The sequence below is a fragment of the Kitasatospora sp. NPDC127116 genome (assembly GCF_042677365.1).
GTDB classification, from domain to species: Bacteria; Actinomycetota; Actinomycetes; order Streptomycetales; family Streptomycetaceae; genus Kitasatospora; species Kitasatospora lactacystinica.
This window is the reverse complement of record NZ_JBHXTL010000154.1, coordinates 1-20,467: the sequence shown is the minus strand read 5'-3', so window position 1 is coordinate 20,467 and position 20,467 is coordinate 1. Positions and strand designations below refer to the sequence as shown.

At 73.2% G+C, this 20,467-nt stretch carries 15 protein-coding genes; 5 read left to right on the top strand and 10 right to left on the bottom strand.

The window, feature by feature from the left end; translation table 11 throughout:
• Positions 1-42: 42 nt before the first annotated feature.
• The 3 genes from ACFVHV_RS38095 to metH all read right to left on the bottom strand — a co-directional run bounded on the left by ACFVHV_RS38095 (position 43) and on the right by metH (position 6,226).
• Entirely contained in the window at positions 43-1,569 is a 1,527-nt protein-coding gene (locus tag ACFVHV_RS38095) for an ABC transporter substrate-binding protein (protein ID WP_359901198.1), read from the bottom strand.
• A 299-nt stretch (positions 1,570-1,868) separates the two neighbouring features.
• Complete coding sequence (locus ACFVHV_RS38090) at positions 1,869-2,573, bottom strand: HAD family phosphatase (protein WP_359901201.1); 705 nt, start codon at positions 2,571-2,573, stop codon at positions 1,869-1,871.
• A 140-nt stretch (positions 2,574-2,713) separates the two neighbouring features.
• Positions 2,714-6,226 carry a methionine synthase gene (gene metH, locus ACFVHV_RS38085; protein WP_359901204.1) on the bottom strand — a complete coding sequence of 1,171 codons (3,513 nt, stop codon included), beginning with the start codon at positions 6,224-6,226 and terminating at the stop codon, positions 2,714-2,716.
• Between the two features lie 142 nt (positions 6,227-6,368).
• On the opposite strand from metH, the gene ACFVHV_RS38080 reads away from it, so the two are divergent.
• On the top strand, positions 6,369-7,463 hold the full coding sequence (locus ACFVHV_RS38080; RefSeq protein ID WP_359901207.1) for a hypothetical protein: 1,095 nt from the start codon (positions 6,369-6,371) through the stop codon (positions 7,461-7,463).
• Positions 7,464-7,806: 343 nt separating this feature from the next.
• Positions 7,807-8,760, top strand: coding sequence for a PAC2 family protein (locus ACFVHV_RS38075; RefSeq protein WP_359901210.1), 954 nt, complete (start codon positions 7,807-7,809; stop codon positions 8,758-8,760).
• Positions 8,761-8,833: 73 nt separating this feature from the next.
• On the opposite strand, the gene mshC is transcribed toward ACFVHV_RS38075, so the two are convergent.
• The 6 genes from mshC to ACFVHV_RS38045 form a co-directional block, all read right to left on the bottom strand.
• Complete coding sequence (mshC, locus tag ACFVHV_RS38070; RefSeq protein WP_359901213.1) at positions 8,834-10,063, bottom strand: cysteine--1-D-myo-inosityl 2-amino-2-deoxy-alpha-D-glucopyranoside ligase; 1,230 nt, start codon at positions 10,061-10,063, stop codon at positions 8,834-8,836.
• A 241-nt stretch (positions 10,064-10,304) separates the two neighbouring features.
• On the bottom strand, positions 10,305-11,135 hold the full coding sequence (locus tag ACFVHV_RS38065) for a carbohydrate-binding protein (protein WP_359901216.1): 831 nt from the start codon (positions 11,133-11,135) through the stop codon (positions 10,305-10,307).
• Positions 11,136-11,261: 126 nt separating this feature from the next.
• Positions 11,262-12,191, bottom strand: coding sequence for an AraC family transcriptional regulator (locus ACFVHV_RS38060; RefSeq protein WP_359901218.1), 930 nt, complete (start codon positions 12,189-12,191; stop codon positions 11,262-11,264).
• A gap of 142 nt (positions 12,192-12,333) precedes the next feature.
• Positions 12,334-13,131 (bottom strand): SCO1664 family protein, encoded by a 798-nt coding sequence (locus ACFVHV_RS38055; RefSeq protein ID WP_359901268.1) that lies wholly within the window; start codon positions 13,129-13,131, stop codon positions 12,334-12,336.
• Between the two features lie 44 nt (positions 13,132-13,175).
• Positions 13,176-13,745 (bottom strand): DUF3090 domain-containing protein, encoded by a 570-nt coding sequence (locus ACFVHV_RS38050; RefSeq protein WP_359901221.1) that lies wholly within the window; start codon positions 13,743-13,745, stop codon positions 13,176-13,178.
• 196 nt (positions 13,746-13,941) lie between these two features.
• Entirely contained in the window at positions 13,942-14,634 is a 693-nt protein-coding gene (locus ACFVHV_RS38045) for an MSMEG_4193 family putative phosphomutase (protein WP_359901223.1), read from the bottom strand.
• 138 nt (positions 14,635-14,772) lie between these two features.
• Here ACFVHV_RS38045 and ACFVHV_RS38040 point away from each other — a divergent pair, with 138 nt between their 5' ends.
• A complete protein-coding gene (locus tag ACFVHV_RS38040; protein ID WP_359901226.1) occupies positions 14,773-15,753 on the top strand; it encodes a magnesium and cobalt transport protein CorA in 981 nt (326 codons plus the stop codon).
• Between the two features lie 84 nt (positions 15,754-15,837).
• On the opposite strand, the gene ACFVHV_RS38035 is transcribed toward ACFVHV_RS38040, so the two are convergent.
• Positions 15,838-16,884, bottom strand: coding sequence for an LLM class F420-dependent oxidoreductase (locus tag ACFVHV_RS38035; RefSeq protein ID WP_359901229.1), 1,047 nt, complete (start codon positions 16,882-16,884; stop codon positions 15,838-15,840).
• 240 nt (positions 16,885-17,124) lie between these two features.
• Here ACFVHV_RS38035 and ACFVHV_RS38030 point away from each other — a divergent pair, with 240 nt between their 5' ends.
• Both ACFVHV_RS38030 and ACFVHV_RS38025 read left to right on the top strand, forming a co-directional pair.
• Positions 17,125-18,105 (top strand): aldo/keto reductase, encoded by a 981-nt coding sequence (locus ACFVHV_RS38030; RefSeq protein ID WP_359901232.1) that lies wholly within the window; start codon positions 17,125-17,127, stop codon positions 18,103-18,105.
• A 59-nt stretch (positions 18,106-18,164) separates the two neighbouring features.
• On the top strand, positions 18,165-20,372 hold the full coding sequence (locus tag ACFVHV_RS38025; RefSeq protein WP_380357653.1) for a helix-hairpin-helix domain-containing protein: 2,208 nt from the start codon (positions 18,165-18,167) through the stop codon (positions 20,370-20,372).
• Positions 20,373-20,467 lie beyond the last annotated feature (95 nt).

Below are 20,467 nucleotides of genomic sequence, written 5' to 3'. Positions count from 1 at the left end.
GTTGGCCGCCTCCATCGCGCCGGGGCCGCCGTCCTGCGGGCGCTACTTGTTGGTCCGGCTGATCTCCCAGAAGCGGAAGTAGCCGGTGGTGTCGACGGTGGACTCGACGCCGGTGACGTACGAGCGGGCCGCGAAGAACGACTTGTTCTGGTACAGCGGGATCAGCGGCACGTTGTCGGCCTCGATCTGCTGGATCTGCGCGTAGGTGGCGGCCGCGGCGCTGCGGTCGGTCTGCTTGAGGCCCTCCGGCACCAGCCTTCCGCTGATCCGCGGGTCGTCCCAACCGTGGTGGTAGGCACCGCCGTTGACCAGCAGCGGGGCGAGGTAGTTGTCCGGGTCCGGGTAGTCGGCGAACCAGCCGATGACGTACGCCTGGTACCTGCCCTCGGTCCAGCCCTTGCGGTACGAGTCCCAGTCCGGCTCCTGGGCGAGCGTCACCTGGAAGAGGCCGCCGGTCTCCAGCTGCTTCTTCAGCGTCTCGGCCTCGTTGCTGCCGGCCCGCGAACGGGACCAGGTGAGGGTGAACTTGACCGGGGTCTGGACCTTGGCGTCGGCGAGGATCTTCTTCGCCTTGTTCACGTCCTGGTCGCCGTAGCGGTCGAAGAAGGCCGTGGTGTGGCCGGGCAGGCCGGCCGGGACCATGGAGTAGAGCGCCTGGACGGTGCGGGCGAAGACGTCGCGGGCCAGCGCCTTGCGGTCCATCATCTGGGCGACGGCCTGGCGGACGGCGACGTTGCTCATCAGCGGGTCCTTGGTGTTGAGGACCAGCGAACGGGTGTCGTTGCTGTCGCCCTCGGTCACCTGGAGGTCGGTCTTGCCGCCCTGCTGGTCGGAGCGGACCTGGGCGGCGGTGTTCGGCTCCAGGCTGTTGTCGGTGAGGTCGACCTCGCTCTTGTCCAGCGCGGCCTTCAGGTCCTCGGACTTGTCGAAGTACCGCACGGTGAACTTGTTGTTCCGCAGCTTGGCCTCGCCGCCGTACTTGTCGTTGGCCGACATCACGACCTTGCCCAGCTGCTTGCCGCCGTTCAGGTTCTCGACCGAGTCGATGCGGTACGGGCCGGAGCCGATCAGCTTGTCGTTGGGAACGAGCTTGTCGGCGGGGTAGACCTGGTGGTCCACGATGGCGCCGGCCGGGCTCGCCAGCTTGGCCGGCAGGGTGGCGTCGGGAGCGGAGAGGTGGAAGAGCACCTCGTTGTCGCCCTTGGCCTCGACGGACTTGATCGAGTCGAGCAGTTCGACCGGGCCGTTCGCGTCGTTGATCTTCTTGGTGCGCTCGATCGAGAAGACCACGTCCTGGGCCGTCATCGGGTGCCCGTTGGAGAACTTCAGGCCCGGCTTCAGGGTGCAGTGGTACTCGGTGGCGTCGCTGCCGGTGAACTCGCAGGCCTGCGCGGCGTCCGGGGAGGGCGAGCTGGCCGCGGCCTGGAAAGTGAGCAGCGACTGGAAGGTGTTGCGCAGCAGCAGCCACGAGCCGGAGTCGTAGGCGGCGGCCGGGTCCAGGACACCGGTCAGCTGACTGGTGCCCATGGTGATCGACTTGCCGCCGTCCCCCTTGACCACGTCGGTCACCGATCCGCAACCCGTTACCGACACGGCGACCAGACCGGCGCAACCGAGTACTGCCAGGCGTTCAGCTGAAGTCTTCACGAGGCGCGTCCTTTTGGGTGGCACGAACTGGAGTAGCGTGCCATATCGAACACGCACGACCGATACCCGAGCAGATGACGTTTGGGACACGGCGGTTCAGGGCATCACGGCGCGCCCGACGAGTTGTCAGCCAATGACCGTTTTCTCCCCCGGCGACTTCGCCCCGGGGGCCCGCCGGGCCGTTTACCGGCCAGTAGGGCGGGGTCGCAATGAGACGACAATCACACCCGCGAAGCGACCAGGGAACGCAACAGGTCGAGGTCGACCTGCTCCAGCGACGACAGCACCAGCCGCCCCGGTGCCGGCTCGATCGCCGCCACCGAGGGCACCGCGATCACCGGGCAGCCGGCCTCCTCGCCCGCCCGCACCCCCGTCGGGGTGTCCTCGATCACCACGCAGCGGGACGGCTCCGCGCCCAGCCGCCGGGCCGCCTCCAGGTACGGGTCCGGGAACGGCTTGGTGCGCGGCACCTCGTCCCCGCCGATGGTGAAGGCGAAGTGGTGGGCCCCCAGCGAGCGCAGCACGATGTCGATCACGTGCCGGTGCGAGGCGGACACCATGGCGGCCGGAATGCCGTGCGCGGCAAGGGTGTTGAGCAGCCGCTCGGCACCCGGCATGAGCGGCACCCCGCCGGCCAGCAGGTCGACGAAGCGCTGGTTCACCAGCACGCCGAGGTCGTCCGGCGCGATGTCCGCCCCGGTCCGGGCGACCAGGTACTCCATCACCCTGGCCATCGGGCCGCCGACCACGTGGGCGCGGTCCGCCTCGTCCAGCTCGTGGCCCAGCTCGGCGAAGAGCGAGGCCTCGGCCTGCCACCAGAAGTCCTCGGTGTCCACCAGCGTCCCGTCCATGTCCAGCAGCACCGCCTGGAGCCCGCGGTCGTCCCCGTGGTCGAGGATGCGCGTGGCGGTGGGACTGGTCGTCATGGCAGGGGTCCTTCCGGCAGGCCCGGGGCGGCCCCGGGGAAGGCACGGGCCGGCCCGCAGGTGAGCGGACCGGCCCGTTCAGGATCATCAAGGATACGCCCGCTTCGTCCGGAAAGAGCGAACGCGGTGGAAACCGGGCGTTACCGGGCGTTGAAGTACTTCGCCTCCGGGTGGTGGATCACGATCGCGTCGGTGGACTGCTCCGGGTGGAGCTGGAACTCCTCCGAGAGCACCACGCCGATCCGCTCCGGCCTCAGCAGGTCGGCGATCTTGGCCCGGTCCTCCAGCTCGGGGCAGGCCCCGTAGCCGAGCGAGAAGCGGGCGCCGCGGTACTTGAGCGCGAACATGTCCTTGACGTCCTGCGGGTCCTCGCCGGAGAAGCCCAGCTCGTAGCGGACCCGCGCGTGCCAGAACTCGGCCAGCGCCTCGGCCAGCTGCACCGAGAGGCCGTGCAGCTCCAGGTAGTCCCGGTAGGAGTTGCCGGCGAACAGCTCGTTGGCCGCCTCCGAGATCCGGTTGCCCATGGTGACCACCTGGAGGCCCACCACGTCCCGCACCCCGGACTCCTCCGGGCGGAAGAAGTCGGCCAGGCAGAGCCGGCGCCCGCGCCGCTGGCGCGGGAAGGTGAAGCGGGTGCGCTCGGTGCCGTCCTCGTGGAAGACGATCAGGTCGTCGCCCTTGGAGTTGGCCGGGTAGTAGCCGTAGACCACGGCGGCCTCCAGCCAGCCCTCGGTCTGCAGCCGGTCCAGCCAGGCCCGCAGCCGCGGCCGGCCCTCGGTCTCCACCAGCTCCTCGTACGAGGGGCCGTCGCCGGCGCGGGCGGCCTTCAGGCCCCACTGCCCCTTGAACAGCGCGTCCTCGTCCAGCCAGGAGGCGTAGTCCGCGAACGGGATGCCCTTGACGATCCGGTCGCCCCAGAACGGCGGGACGGGCACGGTGTTGTCGACCGTGACGTCGGAGCGGATCTGGCCGAGGTTGACCTCGGGCTCCGGCTCCTCCACCTCGACCCGGGCGTGCCGGCGCTGCTTGAGCTCCGGCAGGGTGGCGCCGGGCACGCCGCGCTTGACCGCGATCAGCGCGTCCATCAGCCGCAGGCCCTCGAAGGCGTCCCGGGCGTAGCGGACCTCGCCCTCGTAGATCTCGTGCAGGTCCTGCTCGACGTAGGCGCGGGTCAGGGCGGCGCCGCCGAGGATCACCGGGAAGTCGGCCGCCAGCTTGCGCTGGTTCAGCTCCTCCAGGTTCTCCTTCATGATCACGGTGGACTTGACCAGCAGGCCGGACATCCCGATGACGTCCGCCCGGTGCTCCTGCGCGGCGTCCAGGATCGCCGAGACCGGCTGCTTGATGCCCAGGTTGACCACGTTGTAGCCGTTGTTGGACAGGATGATGTCGACCAGGTTCTTGCCGATGTCGTGGACGTCGCCCTTGACGGTGGCCAGCACGATGGTGCCCTTGCCCTCGTCGTCGGACTTCTCCATGTGCGGCTCCAGATGGGCCACCGCGGTCTTCATCACCTCGGCCGACTGGAGCACGAACGGCAGCTGCATCTGGCCGGAGCCGAACAGCTCGCCGACCACCTTCATGCCCGCCAGCAGGGTGCTGTTGACGATCTCCAGCGCCGGGCGCTCCGTCAGCGCCTCGTCGAGGTCCGCCTCCAGGCCGTTCCGCTCGCCGTCGATGATCCGCCGCTGGAGCCGCTCCTCCAGCGGCAGCGCGGCCAGCTCCTCCGCCTTGGAGGCCCTGACCGAGGACGAGGAGACGCCCTCGAACAGCTGCAGCAGCTTCTGGAGCGGGTCGTAGCCCTCGCTGCGGCGGTCGTACACCAGGTCGAGCGCGACCTCGCGCTGGTCCTCGGGGATCCGCGCCATCGGCAGGATCTTGGAGGCGTGCACGATCGCCGAGTCCAGGCCCGCCTCGACGCACTCGTTCAGGAAGACCGAGTTGATCACCATGCGGGCGGCCGGGCTGAGGCCGAAGGAGATGTTGGACAGGCCGAGGGTGGTCTGCACGTCCGGGTGGCGGCGCTTGAGCTCGCGGATCGCCTCGATGGTCTCGATGCCGTCCCGGCGCGACTCCTCCTGCCCGGTGCCCAGGGTGAACGCCAGGCAGTCGACCAGGATCGAGCCCTCGTCGACGCCGTACTCGCCGGTCAGCTGGGCGATCAGCCGCTCGGCGATCTCGACCTTCTTGGCGGCGGTACGGGCCTGGCCGTCCTCGTCGATGGTCAGCGCGATCAGGCCGGCGCCGTGCTCGCGGGCCAGTGAGGCGATCCGGCCGAAGCGGGTGTCCGGGCCGTCGCCGTCCTCGTAGTTCACCGAGTTCAGCACGGCGCGCCCGCCGAGCGCCTCCAGGCCGGCCCGCAGCACCTCCGGCTCGGTGGAGTCCAGCACGATCGGCAGGGTGGAGGCGGTGGCCAGCCGGCCAGCGATCTCCTTCATGTCGGCGACGCCGTCGCGGCCGACGTAGTCCACGCAGAGGTCCAGCAGGTGGGAGCCGTCCCGGATCTGGTCCCGGGCGATCTCCACGCAGGCCTGCCAGTCGCCGGCCAGCATCGACTCGCGGAACTTCTTCGAGCCGTTGGCGTTGGTGCGCTCGCCGATCGCCAGGTACGAGGTGTCCTGCCGGAACGGCACCGCCTGGTAGAGCGAGGCCGCCGAGGGCTCGGGCCGGGGGTCGCGCGGGGCGATCGGACGGCCCTGGACCCGCTCGACCACCTGGCGCAGGTGCTCGGGGGTGGTGCCGCAGCAGCCACCGACCAGCGAGAGGCCGTACTCGCGGGTGAACACGTCGTGGGCGTCGGCCAGTTCGGCCGGGGAGAGCGGGTAGTGGGCGCCGTCCTTGCCGAGCACCGGCAGGCCCGCGTTCGGCATGCAGGACAGACCGATCCGGGCGTTCTTGGCCAGGTAGCGCAGGTGCTCGCTCATCTCGGCCGGGCCGGTCGCGCAGTTGAGGCCGATGTAGTCGACGCCCAGCGGCTCCAGCGCGGTGAGCGCGGCGCCGATCTCCGAGCCGAGCAGCATGGTGCCGGTGGTCTCCACTGTCACCTGCACCAGCACGGGCAGGTCCAGCCCGGCCTCGGCCAGGGCCCGCTTGGAGCCCAGGATCGCGGCCTTGGTCTGCAGCAGGTCCTGGCTGGTCTCGACCAGCAGCGCGTCGGCGCCGCCGGCGATCAGGCCGGCCGCGTTCCGCTGGAAGCCGTCGCGCAGCGTCTCGTACGGGGCGTGGCCGAGGGTCGGCAGCTTGGTGCCGGGGCCGATCGAGCCGAGCACCCAGCGGGTGCGGCCGTCGGCGGCGGTGTGGGCGTCGGCCGCCTCGCGGGCGATCCGGGCGCCGGACTCGGACAGCTCGAAGATCCGCTCCGGGATCTCGTACTCGCCGAGCGCGCTGAAGTTGGCGCCGAAGGTGTTGGTCTCCACGCAGTCCACGCCCACCCCGAAGTAGGCCTCGTGGACGGACCGGACGATGTCCGGGCGGGTGACGTTGAGGACCTCGTTGCAGCCTTCGAGGTTCTGGAAGTCCTCCAGCGTCGGATCCTGCGCCTGGAGCATGGTGCCCATGGCACCGTCGGCGACCACCACCCGGGTGGCGAGCGCTTCACGCAACGCGTTCGCGCGACTCTGCTGAGTGATGGACGGGGTGGCTGCTGTGGCCATGGGGCTTCTCCCTGGTGCGACGGCTGTCGGCTTTGCGGACCCGCTTGCTCGGGCCCGCACGTGGCCAGGGTATCCGGCCGACGGGTCGGCCCGCCGTTCGTTTCGTATCCTGAGCGCTCGACCGCAAGGGGGGAGCAAGCGCGTGGCCCGATACCGGACCTCCGCGCAGCGTGCCGGTCGGGCCCTGGGGGCCCCGTTCCGCGCGCTGCGCAACCGCTGGCGGGCATGGTCCCGGTGGCGCCGGGCACTGCTGGTCCTGGCGCTGGTGGCGGCCCTGCCGCCGGCCGCGCTGGGCTCGGCGTTCGTGATGTTCCGACTGCACTACACCGGCGAACCCGCCGCCGACGCCCGCACCCGGGGCCGGGACGCGCTCTGGCTCGGCCACGCCTGGGTGGACGGCCGCAAGACCGAGGCCGACGTGGCCGCACTGGTCCGGCAGCTGGCCGGCACCGGCATCCGGGACCTCTACGTGCACACCGGACCGCTGGAGCACGACGGCTCGCTGCCGCCCGCCGTCCACCCCCGGGGCCGCTGGTTCACCGACACCGTGCACCGGGCGCTGCCAGGCGTGCGGCTGCAGGCCTGGCTGGGCGACGAGGTCAAGCCGGAGAAGGACGCCCTGGACCTGGAGGACGGCCCCACCCGGGACCGGGTCACCGCCTCCGCCGGCCAGGTGCTGGACCTCGGCTTCGACGGCGTGCACTTCGACATGGAGCCGATCCGCCCCGGTTCGCCGGGCTGGCTGGCCCTGCTCGACCGGGTCCGGCCGGTCACCGCGGCGCGCGGCGCCAAGCTGTCGGTGGCGGCCCCGCAGATCGACCCGGTCCCGGGCCTGCACACGGCCGGCATCCTGCTCACCGACCACGGCAAGTGGTGGGACGGGGCGTACTTCACCGAGACCGCCCGCCGGGTCGACCAGATCGCGGTGATGACCTACGACACCTCGATGCCCACCGAGCCGCTGTACGGCGGCTACGTCGCCCGGCAGACCGAGCTCGCCCTGCGGGCCACCCCGGCCGACGTGGACCTGCTGATGGGCCTGCCCTTCTACTGGGACGACAAGTGGGGCCACTGGGGCGACGCCGAGACCGTCCGGGCCGCCGTCCGGGGCGTGCGGCTGGGCCTGGGCCGGGAGGACCGGCAGCGGGCCAACTTCGGCGTCGCGCTGTACGTGGACTTCGCCTCGCTGCCCGAGCACTGGGCGGCGTACCGCAGCGGCTGGGTGGACGTCGGGTAGCGCGCCCGGACGGCCGTCCGGCGGGCCCGCGCGTCCCGGCCGCACCCGGACGGCCGTCACGTTCCGTCGCGAATCGAACACCCTTCACCCCCACCGGACACCTGACGGCCCGTCAGCCCCGGGGTCGCCGATATCCGGTGGATCGCGGCGGCCCGCTCCCCCAGACTGTCCCGGTGCCCGGCCGCGGTGCGCATCAAAGCCCGTAGGCTGGGCAGGTAGGGACCGTGGGGCGAGACGCTCCACGGGAGACGAGAGGTTCGACAGTCGGCAGCCGGCCCGTCGGCGCCCCGGCAGGCCAGCCGGGGCGGCGCAGGTCCGACCGCCGACCGGAGGGAGACGCTGGGTGATCGAGCTGGAAGATGTTCCCGAATTGATCGACCCGGTCATGGTCTGCGCCTTCGAAGGCTGGAACGACGCGGGCGACGCCGCCTCCGCGGCTCTGGCGCATCTGGACGAGACCTGGGGCGGCAAGGTGTTCGCCGCCCTGGACGCGGAGGACTACTACGACTTCCAGGTCAACCGGCCCACGGTCTGGCTGGACGGCGGCATCCGCCGGATCACCTGGCCGACCACCCGGCTCTCGGTGATCCGGGTGACGGAACCGACCACCCGGGACGTCGTGCTGATCCGCGGCATCGAGCCGAGCATGCGCTGGCGCTCGTTCTGCAACGAGCTGCTGGGCTTCGCGCACGAGCTGGGCGTCGAGCTGGTGGTGATCCTGGGCGCGCTGCTCGGCGACACCCCGCACAGCCGCCCGGTGCCGGTCAGCGGGGTCACCTCCGACCCGGAGCTGGCCCGCCGGCTGGACCTGGAGGAGAGCCGCTACGAGGGCCCCACGGGCATCGTCGGGGTGCTCCAGGAGGCCTGCACCCACGCCGGGGTGCCGGCCGTGACGCTCTGGGCGGCGGTGCCGCACTACGTCTCGCAGCCGCCGAACCCCAAGGCCACGCTGGCCCTGATCAACAAGCTGGAGGACCTGCTGGACCTGCGCATCCCGCCGGGCGAGCTCGCCGAGGACGCCCGGGCCTGGCAGCTCGGCGTGGACCAGCTGGCCGCCGAGGACAGCGAGGTGGCCGAGTACGTCCAGCAGTTGGAGGAGGCCCAGGACACCGCGGAGCTGCCGGAGGCCTCCGGCGACGCCATCGCCCGCGAGTTCGAGCGCTACCTGCGCCGCCGGGAGAACGTCGGGCCGACCGGCGAGAAGCCGGTGTCCGGGCACGCCACGGCGGAGCGGCCGGCCGATCCGGAGGCGCCGGGCGGCGCCCGGGAGAGCCAGGACGGCGCCGAGGAGGAGTAGCGGCACCGCACGCCGAAGGGGCGTCGGGACACCTGGTCCTGACGCCCCTTCGGCGTGTGCTGCGGGGTGCGGGTTACAGCGCGACGCCGAGCAGGGCGTCCACGGTGCGGGTCGCCAGGCCGGGCGCGCCGATGTCGGTACCGCCCTCGGCCTCCTGCCGGGCCGCCCAGCGGTCGACCGCGGCCAGCGCCGCGGGCGTGTCCAGGTCGTTCGAGAGCGCCTCGCGCACCTCGGCGAGCAGCTGCCCGGCCGCCGGGCCGTCCGGGCGGGAGACCGCGGCGCGCCAGCGGGCGAGGCGCTCGACGGCCTCGTCCAGGGTGCCCTTGGTCCACTCCCAGTCCGCGCGGTAGTGGTGCGAGAGCAGCGCCAGGCGGATCGCGGCCGGGTCGACGCCCTCGCGGCGCAGCGCCGAGACGAAGACCAGGTTGCCGCGGGACTTGGACATCTTGTGGCCGTCCAGGGCGACCATGCCGGCGTGCACGTACGCCTTGGCGTACGGGTGGGCGCCGGTGGCGACCTGGGCGTGCGCGGCGCCCATCTCGTGGTGCGGGAAGGAGAGGTCGCTGCCGCCGCCCTGGATGTCGAAGGACATGCCGAGGTACTGGAGGGCGATGGCGACGCACTCGATGTGCCAGCCGGGGCGGCCGTGGCCGAGCTCGGTGTCCCAGGCGGGCTCGCCCGGGCGGGCGGCCAGCCAGAGCAGGGCGTCCAGCGGGTTGCGCTTGCCGGGGCGGTCCGGGTCGCCGCCGCGCTCGGCGAAGACCGGGCGCATGGCCTCGCGGGTGAGGCCGGAGACCTCGCCGAAGCGCGGGTCGGCGTCGACCGAGAAGTAGATGTCGCCGTCCACCCGGTAGGCGGCGCCGGAGGCCAGCAGCTTCTGGACGATCGGGACGATCCACGGGATCGACTCGACGGCGCCGATGTAGTGGGCCGGCGGGAGCATGCGCAGCGCGGTCATGTCCTCGCGGAACAGGGCCGTCTCGCGCTCGGCCAGGTCGGTCCAGTCCTGGCCGGTCTCGACCGCGCGGGCGAGCAGCGGGTCGTCGACGTCGGTGACGTTCTGGATGTACAGGACGTCGTGGCCGGCGTCCTTCCAGACGCGCTGCACCAGGTCGAACGCGTTGTAGGTGGCGGCGTGGCCCATGTGGGTCGCGTCGTAGGGGGTGATGCCGCAGACGTAGATCCGGGCGGTGCCGTCCTGCGGCACCACCTCGCGGACGGTGCCCGCAGCGGTGTCGTGGATACGGAGGGGGAGCCCCTGACCAGGCAGGTCGGGAACCTCGGAGGCGGGCCAGGCATGCATGGAAACAACTTTAACCTTGCGAACATTTGAAAGCCTAACCAGTACGAAAGATCGACTGGATTCGCTTCTTGCCATTGCCCGGCGGTTTTCCGACTGGTATTGCGCGGAACCGGTGCGGCGCGGAGCCGGCCGGGAGGCGGCGCGGCGCGGATCCCGGCCCCGGTTCCGGACGTGGTTGAGCGCCCGGTCGGCCCTGCCGCCGACCGGGCGCCCGGCGCCCCGGGGGACGCGGTCGGAGCCGCTACGACCGCTGCCAGAGGGCCGGCACGTTCGGCGGCTCCCAGCCGGCCATGGCGGTGTGCGCCTGGAGGCAGGTGTAGGAGACGCCGGAGTAGGTGACGCGGTCGCCCGCCTTGTACGCGGTGCCCGCGGCCCAGGTGCCGCTCGGCGGCGTACTGGGCCCCCCGGTCGGGGTGACGGTGGGCGACGGGCTCGGCGTGCCGGGGGTCTGCGGAACGTCCAGCACGAAGTCGAAACTGGCCTCGCGGGTCTGGCCGTTCTGGCGGACGTTCATCAGCAGCCGGGGATCGTAGATGCTGTCCGTGCTGTTGCGCGGCTCGCCCGGGAAGTACAGCTGGGTGGTGATGATCGAGCGGCCGGGGGCCTGCAGCTTGACGTGCAGGTGCCGGGTGCGGCCCGGGTAGAGGCCGGGCACGATGGTGTCCAGCTTGTACGCCCCGTTGGCGTCGGTGAACTGGTGGCCGCGGAAGGTGTAGGTGACGTTGTCGTAGTTGCCGCCGTTGTCGGCCTGCCAGAAGTCCAGCAGCACACCGGAGATGGGCCGGCAGGCGCGGCCGAAGACGTAGCCGCTGACCACCAGGCGGGTGCCGGGGCCGTCGTTGACCATCGAGCTGCGCAGCGGGGAGTTGGGCTTGAAGTACGGACCCTCGATCTGCTCGACGGTGGGGGCGTCCCCGTCGTGGCACTCGGGGGTGAAACCGATCGGTTCGCCGCTGTCGATCCGGTCCCGGGCCAGTGCGACTCCACCGCCGACCAGCAGCGGAGCAGCCCCTAGCGCGGCGGCGGCCTTCAGTACGGTCTTGCGGCTGATCATGCCGTCGGGCGTGGGCATGCGCCGTCTCCTTCTCGTGAGGCGGGGGGGGTGGGGGCGGCCCTTGCCATGGTGGGGGCATGACAAGGGCCGAACCGGTCGCCCGTCCGTGCGCGCCGGGCCGGCCACCGGTGGCCAGCAGCAAAGTTACGGGCCGTCCGGCGTGACCGCGATGGACATGATCCGGGGATCGTGGTGATTTCCGTCGACCCTGGCCCGGAACTCCCCCGGGGTCATCCCGGTCTCCCTTCGGAAGAACCGGCAGAAGTACGCCGGGTCGACGAAGCCCGCCTCCTTCGAGACCTGACGGATCGTCAAATCCGTGCAGGCGAGCAGCCGTTTGGCCTCCAGTGTCTGCTGCCGGCGGATCAGGCCGCCCGGGGTCCGGCCGGTGGCCTGCTTCACCAGGGTCTGCAAGTGCCCCGGCGAGACACCGAGTTCCTGCGCGGTGGAGGCCACCGAGTGCCGCACCCCGCCCGGCCGGGCGATCAACCGGGTGAAGGCGGCGGCCACTTCGGCCGGACGGCTGGGCACCACCGGACGGTCGGCCGGGGCACAGGCGCGCAGCGCCCGGACGATCAGGATGTGCAGGCTGGCCCGCAGCACACCCTGGTAGCCCGGTGCCCTGGTCCGGTACTCGTGCTCCATGTCGGCGAGCAGCGCGGCGATCGCCCCGGCCTGTTCACCGAGCGCGAGGGCCGGGCGGGCGGCCAGGGCCCGCAGGGCGGCGAGGTCCTGGGGGTGGCCGAGCAGGAAGTCCTCGTTGAACAGGACGACCTGGCCGGTCAGCTCCTCGGCGTCCGCCCAGTAGTGCACCTGGCCGGGGGTGATCACGCACAACTGCGGTGGCGCCAGCGGCCGGTGGACGAGGTCCAGGACGTGGGCGCCGTGGCCGCCGGTGACGTGGACGATCTCGTAGAACGAGTGCCGGTGGGGGAAGCCGGCCCGCGAGAGCGGGCCGATCGCGTCGAAACTGCCGATGGCGAAGGGGAGCAGCTGGGGCAGCGGGACCTGCAACCGGTGCAACGGCAGGTCCGGCGCGGTCCGGGGGGTGGGGGTGGTCCGTCGCACATCCATCGGAGCAGTGTGCGACCCGTTCCGGGCACAGGTCCAGACCATCTGCCGCCGTTTTCACGGACCGGTCCGGGCCACCGGCGCTCGCGCGGCCGGCGGCAAGGACCGGTCGGCGCCCCCGGCTGCACCCGGGCCGCACCCCCGGCTACACCGGCGGCCAGGGAATCGCCGGCCAGTCCTCGGGCGGCAGCGGGTGCCGGCCGGAGCCCCGGAGCCCGGCCACCCGGGCCCGGGTCGCGTCCAGCTCGGCCGCCGTCAGGTGCGGGGCGAGCCGCTCGGCGAGCTCGCCGTCCAACTGCTCGGCCAGCCGGGCCAGCACCTCCAGCGCCTCGGTGGGCAGCGGGTCCCCGGCCCAGCCCCAGAGCAGGGTGCGCAGCTTGTCCTCGGTGTTGAAGGTGACACCGTGGTCGATGCCGTACACCCGGCCGTCGGCGGCCGGAATCAGGTGCCCGCCCTTGCGGTCGGCGTTGTTGAGCACCGCGTCCAGGACGGCGAGCCGGCGCAGCCGCCGGTCGTCGTGGTGCACCAGCAGGGCCGTCCGCCCGCCCTCGACCTCGGCCCGGACGATCGGCAGCCAGCCCTGCTCCGGGCCGCGCGGGTCCTGGAGCGCGAGCAGCGGCTCGGCCCCCGGGTCCGGCTCGACCCACAGCTGCACCATGCCGGGCCCGTGCGGGCCCTCGCGCAGCACGGTGGGCGGGATCAGCGCCCAGCCGGTCGCGGCGGACAGCTCGTACGCGGCGACCTCGCGGCCGGCCAGCGTGCCGTCCGGGAAGTCCCACAGCGGGCGCTCGCCGGCCACCGGCTTGTAGACGGCCTGCGCGCTCAGCGAGCCGTGCGCGACCGTGCAGTACAGCGCGGCGTTGGAGGCTTCGGTGAGGCGGCCGTGCACGGTCAGCCCGCCCTGGCGCAGCAGCGCGAGGGCGGTGGGCACGTCGGCGGCCAGCGCCGCGGCGGCGGCCGGGTCGGCCTGCGGCGGGGTGTCGGTGTTCAGCGCCGGTAGCCGTTCGCGCGCGGGCACAGGTGGCCCTCCGGGTCGAGCGGCAGGTTGCAGAACGGGCAGGGCTTGCGGCCCGCCGCGACCAGGTCCAGCGCGCGCTTGGCGAAGACCCGGGCCATCGCGCCGGACAGCCGCACCCGGAGCATGTCCGGGCCGGTCTCGTCGTCGGTGAAGACCGCCTCGGCGGCGTCCTCCTCCTCCTCGTCCTCGACCAGCGCCTGGGCCTCGACCACCAGGCAGCTGTCCACGCTGTCCCAGGCCAGCGCCATGGTGCCGACCCGGAACTCCTGCTCCAGCGGGAGGTCCAGCGGGGCGGTGTCGAGCAGGTCCTTCGGGGCGGCGGCCGGGATGGCGGCGTCTCCGCCACTGCGCCGCAGCGCCTCGTCCAGGACCTCCTCGATGCGCTCGGCGAGCGCCGCGACCTGGGTCTTCTCCAGCAGCACGCTGGTGATCCGGCCCCGGGCACTGGCCTGAAGGTAGAACGCCCGGGCGCCGGGCTGGCCGACGGTGCCGGCCACGAACCGTTCGGGCTGGTCGTAGAAGTAGACCTGACGGGGCACGCTCTCGCTCCGGATCGTGTCGGTCGGCGCGGTACCGCCGGGGGCGGATCGCGGCCGGATGGACTCGTAAGTCACCCTACGACCTTCGGGCTCCGGCCGGGGAGCCGAGCCGACGGCCGCGGGCGGGGTGGCACCCGGGGAACCAGCGGTGTCGCCCCGGACGGCGCCTCCCCGGACGGCCCGTCGGCGGCGTGCCTCAGACGGCGCCGCCGACCACCGCGTCACCGGTCGGGGTGGCCGCGGCCGGGTGGGGCCTGGGCGCGAGCGAGGCGAGGTCGCCGGTGTCGCCCATCCTCAGGACGAAGGGCCGCTGTGGGGTGTAGCGGATCGCGGTGACCGAACAGGGCTCGACGCTGATCCGCTGGAAGTGGTCCAGGTGCAGCCCGAGCGCGTCGGCCACCACGGCCTTGATCACGTCCCCGTGCGAGCAGGCGATCCAGACCGCGTCCTCGCCGTGCTCGGCGGCGATCCTCCGGTTCCACTCGCGCACCGCGTCCACCGTGCGGTGGCTCAGCTCGCGCAGCGACTCCCCGCCGGGGAAGGCGGCCCCGGCGGCGTGGTCCTGCACGGTGCGCCAGAGCGGCTCCTTGGCCAGCTCCGCCAGCGGGCGGCCGGTCCAGTCGCCGTAGTGGCACTCCCCCAGCCGCTCGTCCTCGGTCGGCGGGCCCAGCTCGGGCCGGACCGCCAGCAGCGGCTCCAGCGTCTGCCGGCAGCGCTCCAGCGGGCTGCTGACCGCCCGCACCAGCGGGATGCCCGCCAGCCGGCCGGCCAGCGCGGCGGCCTGCGCGCGCCCGGTGTCGTCGAGGTCCACGCCGGGGGTCCAACCGGCCAGGATTCCGGCGGTGTTCGCGGTGGAGCGGCCGTGACGGACGAGCAGCAGGGTGGGCATGGGGTCAGCCTACGGCCTTCGGGCCCGGCCGTGGGCCCCGGTTCTTCCGCCCGGTCGCACCCCGGCCGCGGGAGGCCGGGGGACGGGGCAGCACCCGGGTCCGTGCCGAACGGCCCCGCTCGGGTGACAATGGCCCGCATGATCGTCCACTGCGCCGCCTACCACGACGGCCACCGGATCGAGTCCCCCGCGGACCTGGCCGGTGCGCTCGCCGCCGCCCGCGCGGCCGGTCCGGACGGCTTCGTCTGGATAGGCCTGTTCGAGCCCACCGTCGAGGAACTCGACCACGTCGGCAAGGAGTTCGCGCTGCACCCGCTGGCCGTCGAGGACGCCGTCAGCGCCCACCAGCGCCCCAAGGTGGAGGCCTACCAGGGCTCGCTGTTCGTCACCCTGAAGACCCTCGGCTACCACCCCGGCGGTCACGTCGTGACGGTCGGCGAGGTGATGGTCTTCCTCGGCCCGGACTTCGTGATGACCGTCCGGCACGGCGAGGACAGCCCGCTCAGCGGCCTGCGGGCCGCCCTGGAGCAGGATCCCGAGCAACTGCGCTACGGGCCCAGCTCGGTGCTGCACTCGGTCTGCGACACCGTCGTGGACGGCTACATGGAGGTGGCCACCGCGCTCCAGACCGACCTGGACGAGCTGGAGGCGGACATCTTCTCCCCCGGCCGGGTCGGCCGCGACACCGCCGGCCGGATCTACGGCTACAAGCGCCAGGTGATGTCCGTGCGCAGGGCCACCGGACCGCTGCTGGAACCGATGCTGGCCCTGGAGCGCGGTGCCCGCTTCGTCCGCCCCGAGACCGCGCCCTACCTGCGGGACGTCGCCGACCACGTGGCCCGGGTGAACGACCAGGTGGACGGCATGGACCGGCTGCTGTCCGACATCCTGAACGCCAACCTGGCGCAGGTCAGCGTCCAGCAGAACAACGACATGCGGAAGATCTCGGCCTGGGCGGCGCTGGCCGCCGTACCGACGATGATCGCGGGCATCTACGGGATGAACTTCGACCACATGCCCGAACTGCACCAGGTCTGGGGGTACCCGGCGGTGCTGGTGCTGATGGTGGTGGTCTGCCTGGTGCTGCACCGGGTGTTCAAGCGGCACGACTGGCTGTAGTGCCGCTTCCCCACCGGCCGTCCGGTTCGTCGGGCCCGTCCCGTCCGTCCCGTCCGTGCTGTCCGTCCCGTCCGTGCTGTCCCGTCAGGCCAGTCCGGCGCGCTCCAGCGCCTCGACGCCGGTGCGCAGCGCCAGGATCCGCTCGTCCAGGGTGAATCCGGACGGGGCCAGGGTGAGCGTGGTGACGCCCGCCTCGGCGTAGGCCTGCATCCGGTCGGCGATCCGGGCGGTGTCGCCGATCAGCGAGGTGGCGTCGATCAGGTCGTGCGGGACGGCGGCCGCGGCACCCGCGTAGTCCCTGGCGAGGTACTTCTCCTGGACCTCGTCGGCGGCCTGCTCGTAGCCCATCCGCCGGGCGAGCTGGTTGTAGAAGTTCTTCTCCTTGCTGCCCATGCCGCCGATGTAGAGCGCGGCGTACGAGCGCAGGCCGTCCACGCCGGCCTTGATGTCCTCGCCGACCGCGAGGTTCACGGTCGGGCAGAGGTCGAAGCCCTCCAGCGTCCTCCCGGACTTGGCGCGGCCGGCCGTCAGCGGGTCGACGGAGAGCGCGGCGTGCTCGGGCGAGAAGAAGATCCCGAGCCAGCCGTCGGCGATCTCACCGGTCAGCTCCAGGTTCTTCGGGCCGATCGCGGCGATGTACAGCGGGATGTGCTCGCGCACCGGGTGCACGGTGAGCTTGATCGGCTTGCCGGGGCCGCCGGGCAGCGGCAGCGTCCAGTGCGCGCCCTCGTGCACCAGGCGCTCGCGGGACATCGCCTTGCGGATGATCTCCACGTACTCGCGGGTGCGGGCGAGCGGCTTGTCGAACTTCACGCCGTACCAGCCCTCGGACACCTGCGGGCCGGAGACGCCGAGGCCGAGCCGGAACCGGCCGCCGGACAGGGTGTCCAGGGTCGCGGCGGTCATCGCGGTCATGGCCGGGGTGCGGGCCGGGATCTGGAAGATGGCCGAGCCGACGTCGATCCGCTCGGTCTTCGCGGCGACGAAGCTGAGCACCGTCGCGGCGTCCGAGCCGTACGCCTCCGCCGCCCAGCAGACCGAGTAGCCGAGCCGGTCCGCCTCCTGGGCGACGGCGATGTTGTCGGCGTCCATGCCGAGCCCCCAGTAGCCGAGGTTGATCCCGAGTCGCATCTGCCGCACCTTCCAGTGGGTTGGGGTTGCCAGCGAGGGTAGCCGTGCCCGCGCCGAACATGCTACTGACGGGTAGGAGTGGGTTGGGTCACACCGGTGCTGTTGATCGTTCTGCGGGTCGGCACCTCTGCCCGCGCACCGGCCGCTACGCTCAGCCGACGTGGGGAGCGCTCTCCCCACCTGCGCGTTCACAGGGCTGCCGGGCCTCCCGGGGCCACCGGCCAGTGAAGGGCCCGTCCGATGGAAAAGCGTCACCTCGGCCGCACCGGCCTGCAGGTCTCCCGGCTCGGCCTCGGCACCATGACCTGGGGCCGCGACACCGACGAGCACGAGGCGGCGGAGCAGCTCAAGGAGTTCGTCGACGCCGGCGGCAACCTGATCGACACCGCCGACGTGTACGCGGACGGCGGCGCCGAGTACCTGATCTCCCGGCTCACCGACAGCCTGATCCCCCGGTCCGAGCTCGTCATCGCCACCAAGGCCGGCAGCGTCCCGGAGTCCGCCCGCCGCTTCGACGGCTCGCGCGGCCACCTGCTCGCCGCCCTGGACGCCTCGCTGCGCCGGCTCGGCACCGACCACGTCGACCTGTGGCAGGTGCACTCCTTCGACCCCGCGACCCCGGTCGAGGAGACGCTCAGCGCCCTCGACATCGCCGTCTCCTCCGGGCGCGCCCGCTACGTCGGGGTCTGCGACTTCAGCGGCTGGCAGCTCGCCAAGACCGCCACCTGGCAGCACGCCCACCACGGGCGGGCGCCGCTGGCCGGGGCGCAGCTGGAGTACTCGCTGCTGCAGCGCGGCATCGAGCGGGAAGCCCTGCCCGCCGCGCTGGACGCCGGGGTCGGGGTGCTGGCCGGCTCGCCGCTCGGGCGCGGGGTGCTCACCGGCAAGTACCGGCACGGCGTCCCGCAGGACTCGCGCGGCGCCTCGCCCTACCTGACCGGGTTCGTCCAGCCGTACCTCGGGGAGCGCTCCCGGCGGATCGTGGACGCCCTCGCCACCGCCGCCGACGGGCTCGCCAGCAGCCCGCTGGCGGTCGCGCTGGCCTGGGTCCGGGACCGGCCCGGGGTGGCGAGCGCCCTGGTCGGGGCCCGGACGGTGGCCCAGCTGCAGGCGGCACTGTCGGTGGAGGCGCTTACGCTTCCGGATGAGATCCGTGGTGCGCTCGACGACATCTCGTCGCCGGTGCACCACTACCCGGACCAGGGGTGGACCGAGCTGTGACCCCCGGCCCGGGTTGTCGAGCAGAACCTGCAGTGGAGTGACCTTTGGAGCGGACGACGATGACTGACACGGGGAACGGCGCTCCGGAGGTGACCGCCGGGGCCAAGCTGACCCCGGAGGCGAAGGCCGCGAAGTTCGCGGAGCTGGCCCAGCGGATCCGCGGCATGCAGCCGGAGGACGCCGCGGATCGTGCCGCACGGGCGGGTGCCGCCCGCGCGGAGGCCTCGATGACGGAAGCCCCGACGGCGGAGGCCCCGGAGCCCGGAGGGTCGGAGCCCGAGGAGTCGGAGCCGGCCGCTCCGACCCCTGCCCCGACCGCCCCCGTCCGGGCCGCCCCCGTTCCGGCCCCGGCTCCCGCCCCGACCGCCCCCGCCCCCGTGGTGTCCGACCGGCAGCGCGGCGAGGTGCTCCGCGCCACCGTCGAGGTGCTGACCGCCGGCGGCGCCCCGGCCGAACTGGCGGCCGCCGCCGTAACCGCGCTCGGCGAGGAGGCACCCGCACGACTGCGCGAGGACCCGTGGGCGGTGCTGGGCCTGCCCGGCGTCCGGCCCGAGCACGCGGACGGCTTCGCCCGGGAGCTGCTCGGCCCCGGAGCCGGCCCGGGCGACGAGCGCCGCGCCCGCGCACTGGTGCCGTGGCTGCTGGAGCAGGCGGCGCTGCGCGGGCACTCGGCCCAGGAACTCGCCGAGGTGGCGGTCGGGCTCGACCGGCTCCGGATGCCCGAGCCGGCCACCGCGATCCAGGCCGCCGTCGAGGACGGGCGGGTGCTGTCCTTCCAGGAGGAGCTGACCGGCCCCGAGGCTCACGCGGCGGGGGGCGACGAGGAGGACGAGGCGCCGACCCGGACGCTGCTCGCCCTGGCGGGGCTGGCGATGGCCGAGGACAGCCTCGCCGAGAAGCTGCTCCAGCTGATGGCCACCTTCGTGCCGGGCGAGGACGCCGAGGAGACCGAGGACGCGGCCGAGGCTTCCGACGGGTCCGAGGACGCCGACGAATCCGAGCGGGCGGCCACCGACGCGGCGGCGGAGACCACCGAGGCCACCGCCGAACAGCCCCCCGTCGCCCCCGGCCCGGCCGCCTGGGCGGCCGCCGCCGAGGCGGCGCCGTCCTCCTCCTCGACCGCCCTGATCAAGGCCGTCGCCGAGCACGCCCTGGTGCTGCACACCGGCGGCGAGGCGGCCCGCGCCGAGCCGGCCGTACTGGTCGCCGCCGCCCGGGGCCTCGGGCTGCGGGCCTGGGCGGCCACCTGGACCGACCAGGGCCGGGACTCCTTCGCCGCGCTCGCCCGGGCGGGAGCCGGCGCCGAGGCCCCCGTGGTCACCCTCGCCGAGCTGCTCTCCGGTGCCGCCGGCCCCGGCCGCGCCCCGGACGGCACGCTCGCCCTGGACCTGCTGGTCGTGCTGGACGCCCCGCTGCTGGACGTCGAACTGGCCGCCACCGTCCTGGAGTCGCTGGCCGACGGCACCCGGCTGGTGCTCAGCGGCGACCCGGGCCAACTCTGGTCGGCCGGCCCCGGCCGGTTCTTCGCCGACCTGCTGGCCGCCAAGGCCTGCCCGGCGGTCTCCTCCCGCACCCCGGACTTCGGCCCGATCGGCGAGCTGGTCTCCGGCATCGGCATCGGCGAGCTCCAGCCGGTCGAGGCGCCGGACAAGGAGGTGGTCATCCTGACCGCGAAGGACGCCGGCGAGGCCGTCCACCGCGCCGTCCAGCTGCTCACCGACTCCATTCCGCGCGCGCTGGGCATCCCGGTCGAGCAGGTGGTGCTGCTCACCCCGGGCCACGGCGGCCCGGCCGGCACCCGCGCGCTGAACGCCGCCGCCAAGGCCCGGCTCAACCCCGGCCCCGGCCGCTTCGGCGGCTTCGACCCGGGCGACCGGGTGGTCGACTCCCCGGCACCGGGCATCACCCGCCCGGCCCGGGTGCTGGACGGCGACGCCGCCGGTCTGCACCTGGAGTACGCGGACGGCTCGCACCGGACCGTCCCGCCGGCCGAGGCCGCCCGGCTGCGGCACGGCTGGGCGCTGACCGTCCACCAGGCGCTCGGCCGGCGCTGGCCCGGCGCGGTCGTGGTGCTCCCGGAGGACGCCGCCCCGGCGCTCACCCGGCAGTGGGTCTACACCGCCTTCGGCCGCGGCGAGCGGCACCTGTCCGTGGTGCACGCGGCGGGCCCGGCGCTGGCCCACGCCGTCGCCGAGCGCCCGGCGCAGCCGCGCACCACCCGGCTGCGGGCGGTCCTCGCCGAGAACGCCGCCGCCTCCGAGTACTGAGCGGCGTGGGGGGGGGCCCCCCCCCCGGGGCGCCCGCGGCACGCCACCCGGGGGAATTAAAAAAAAAACAAACCCCCCCACACAAAAACAAAAAC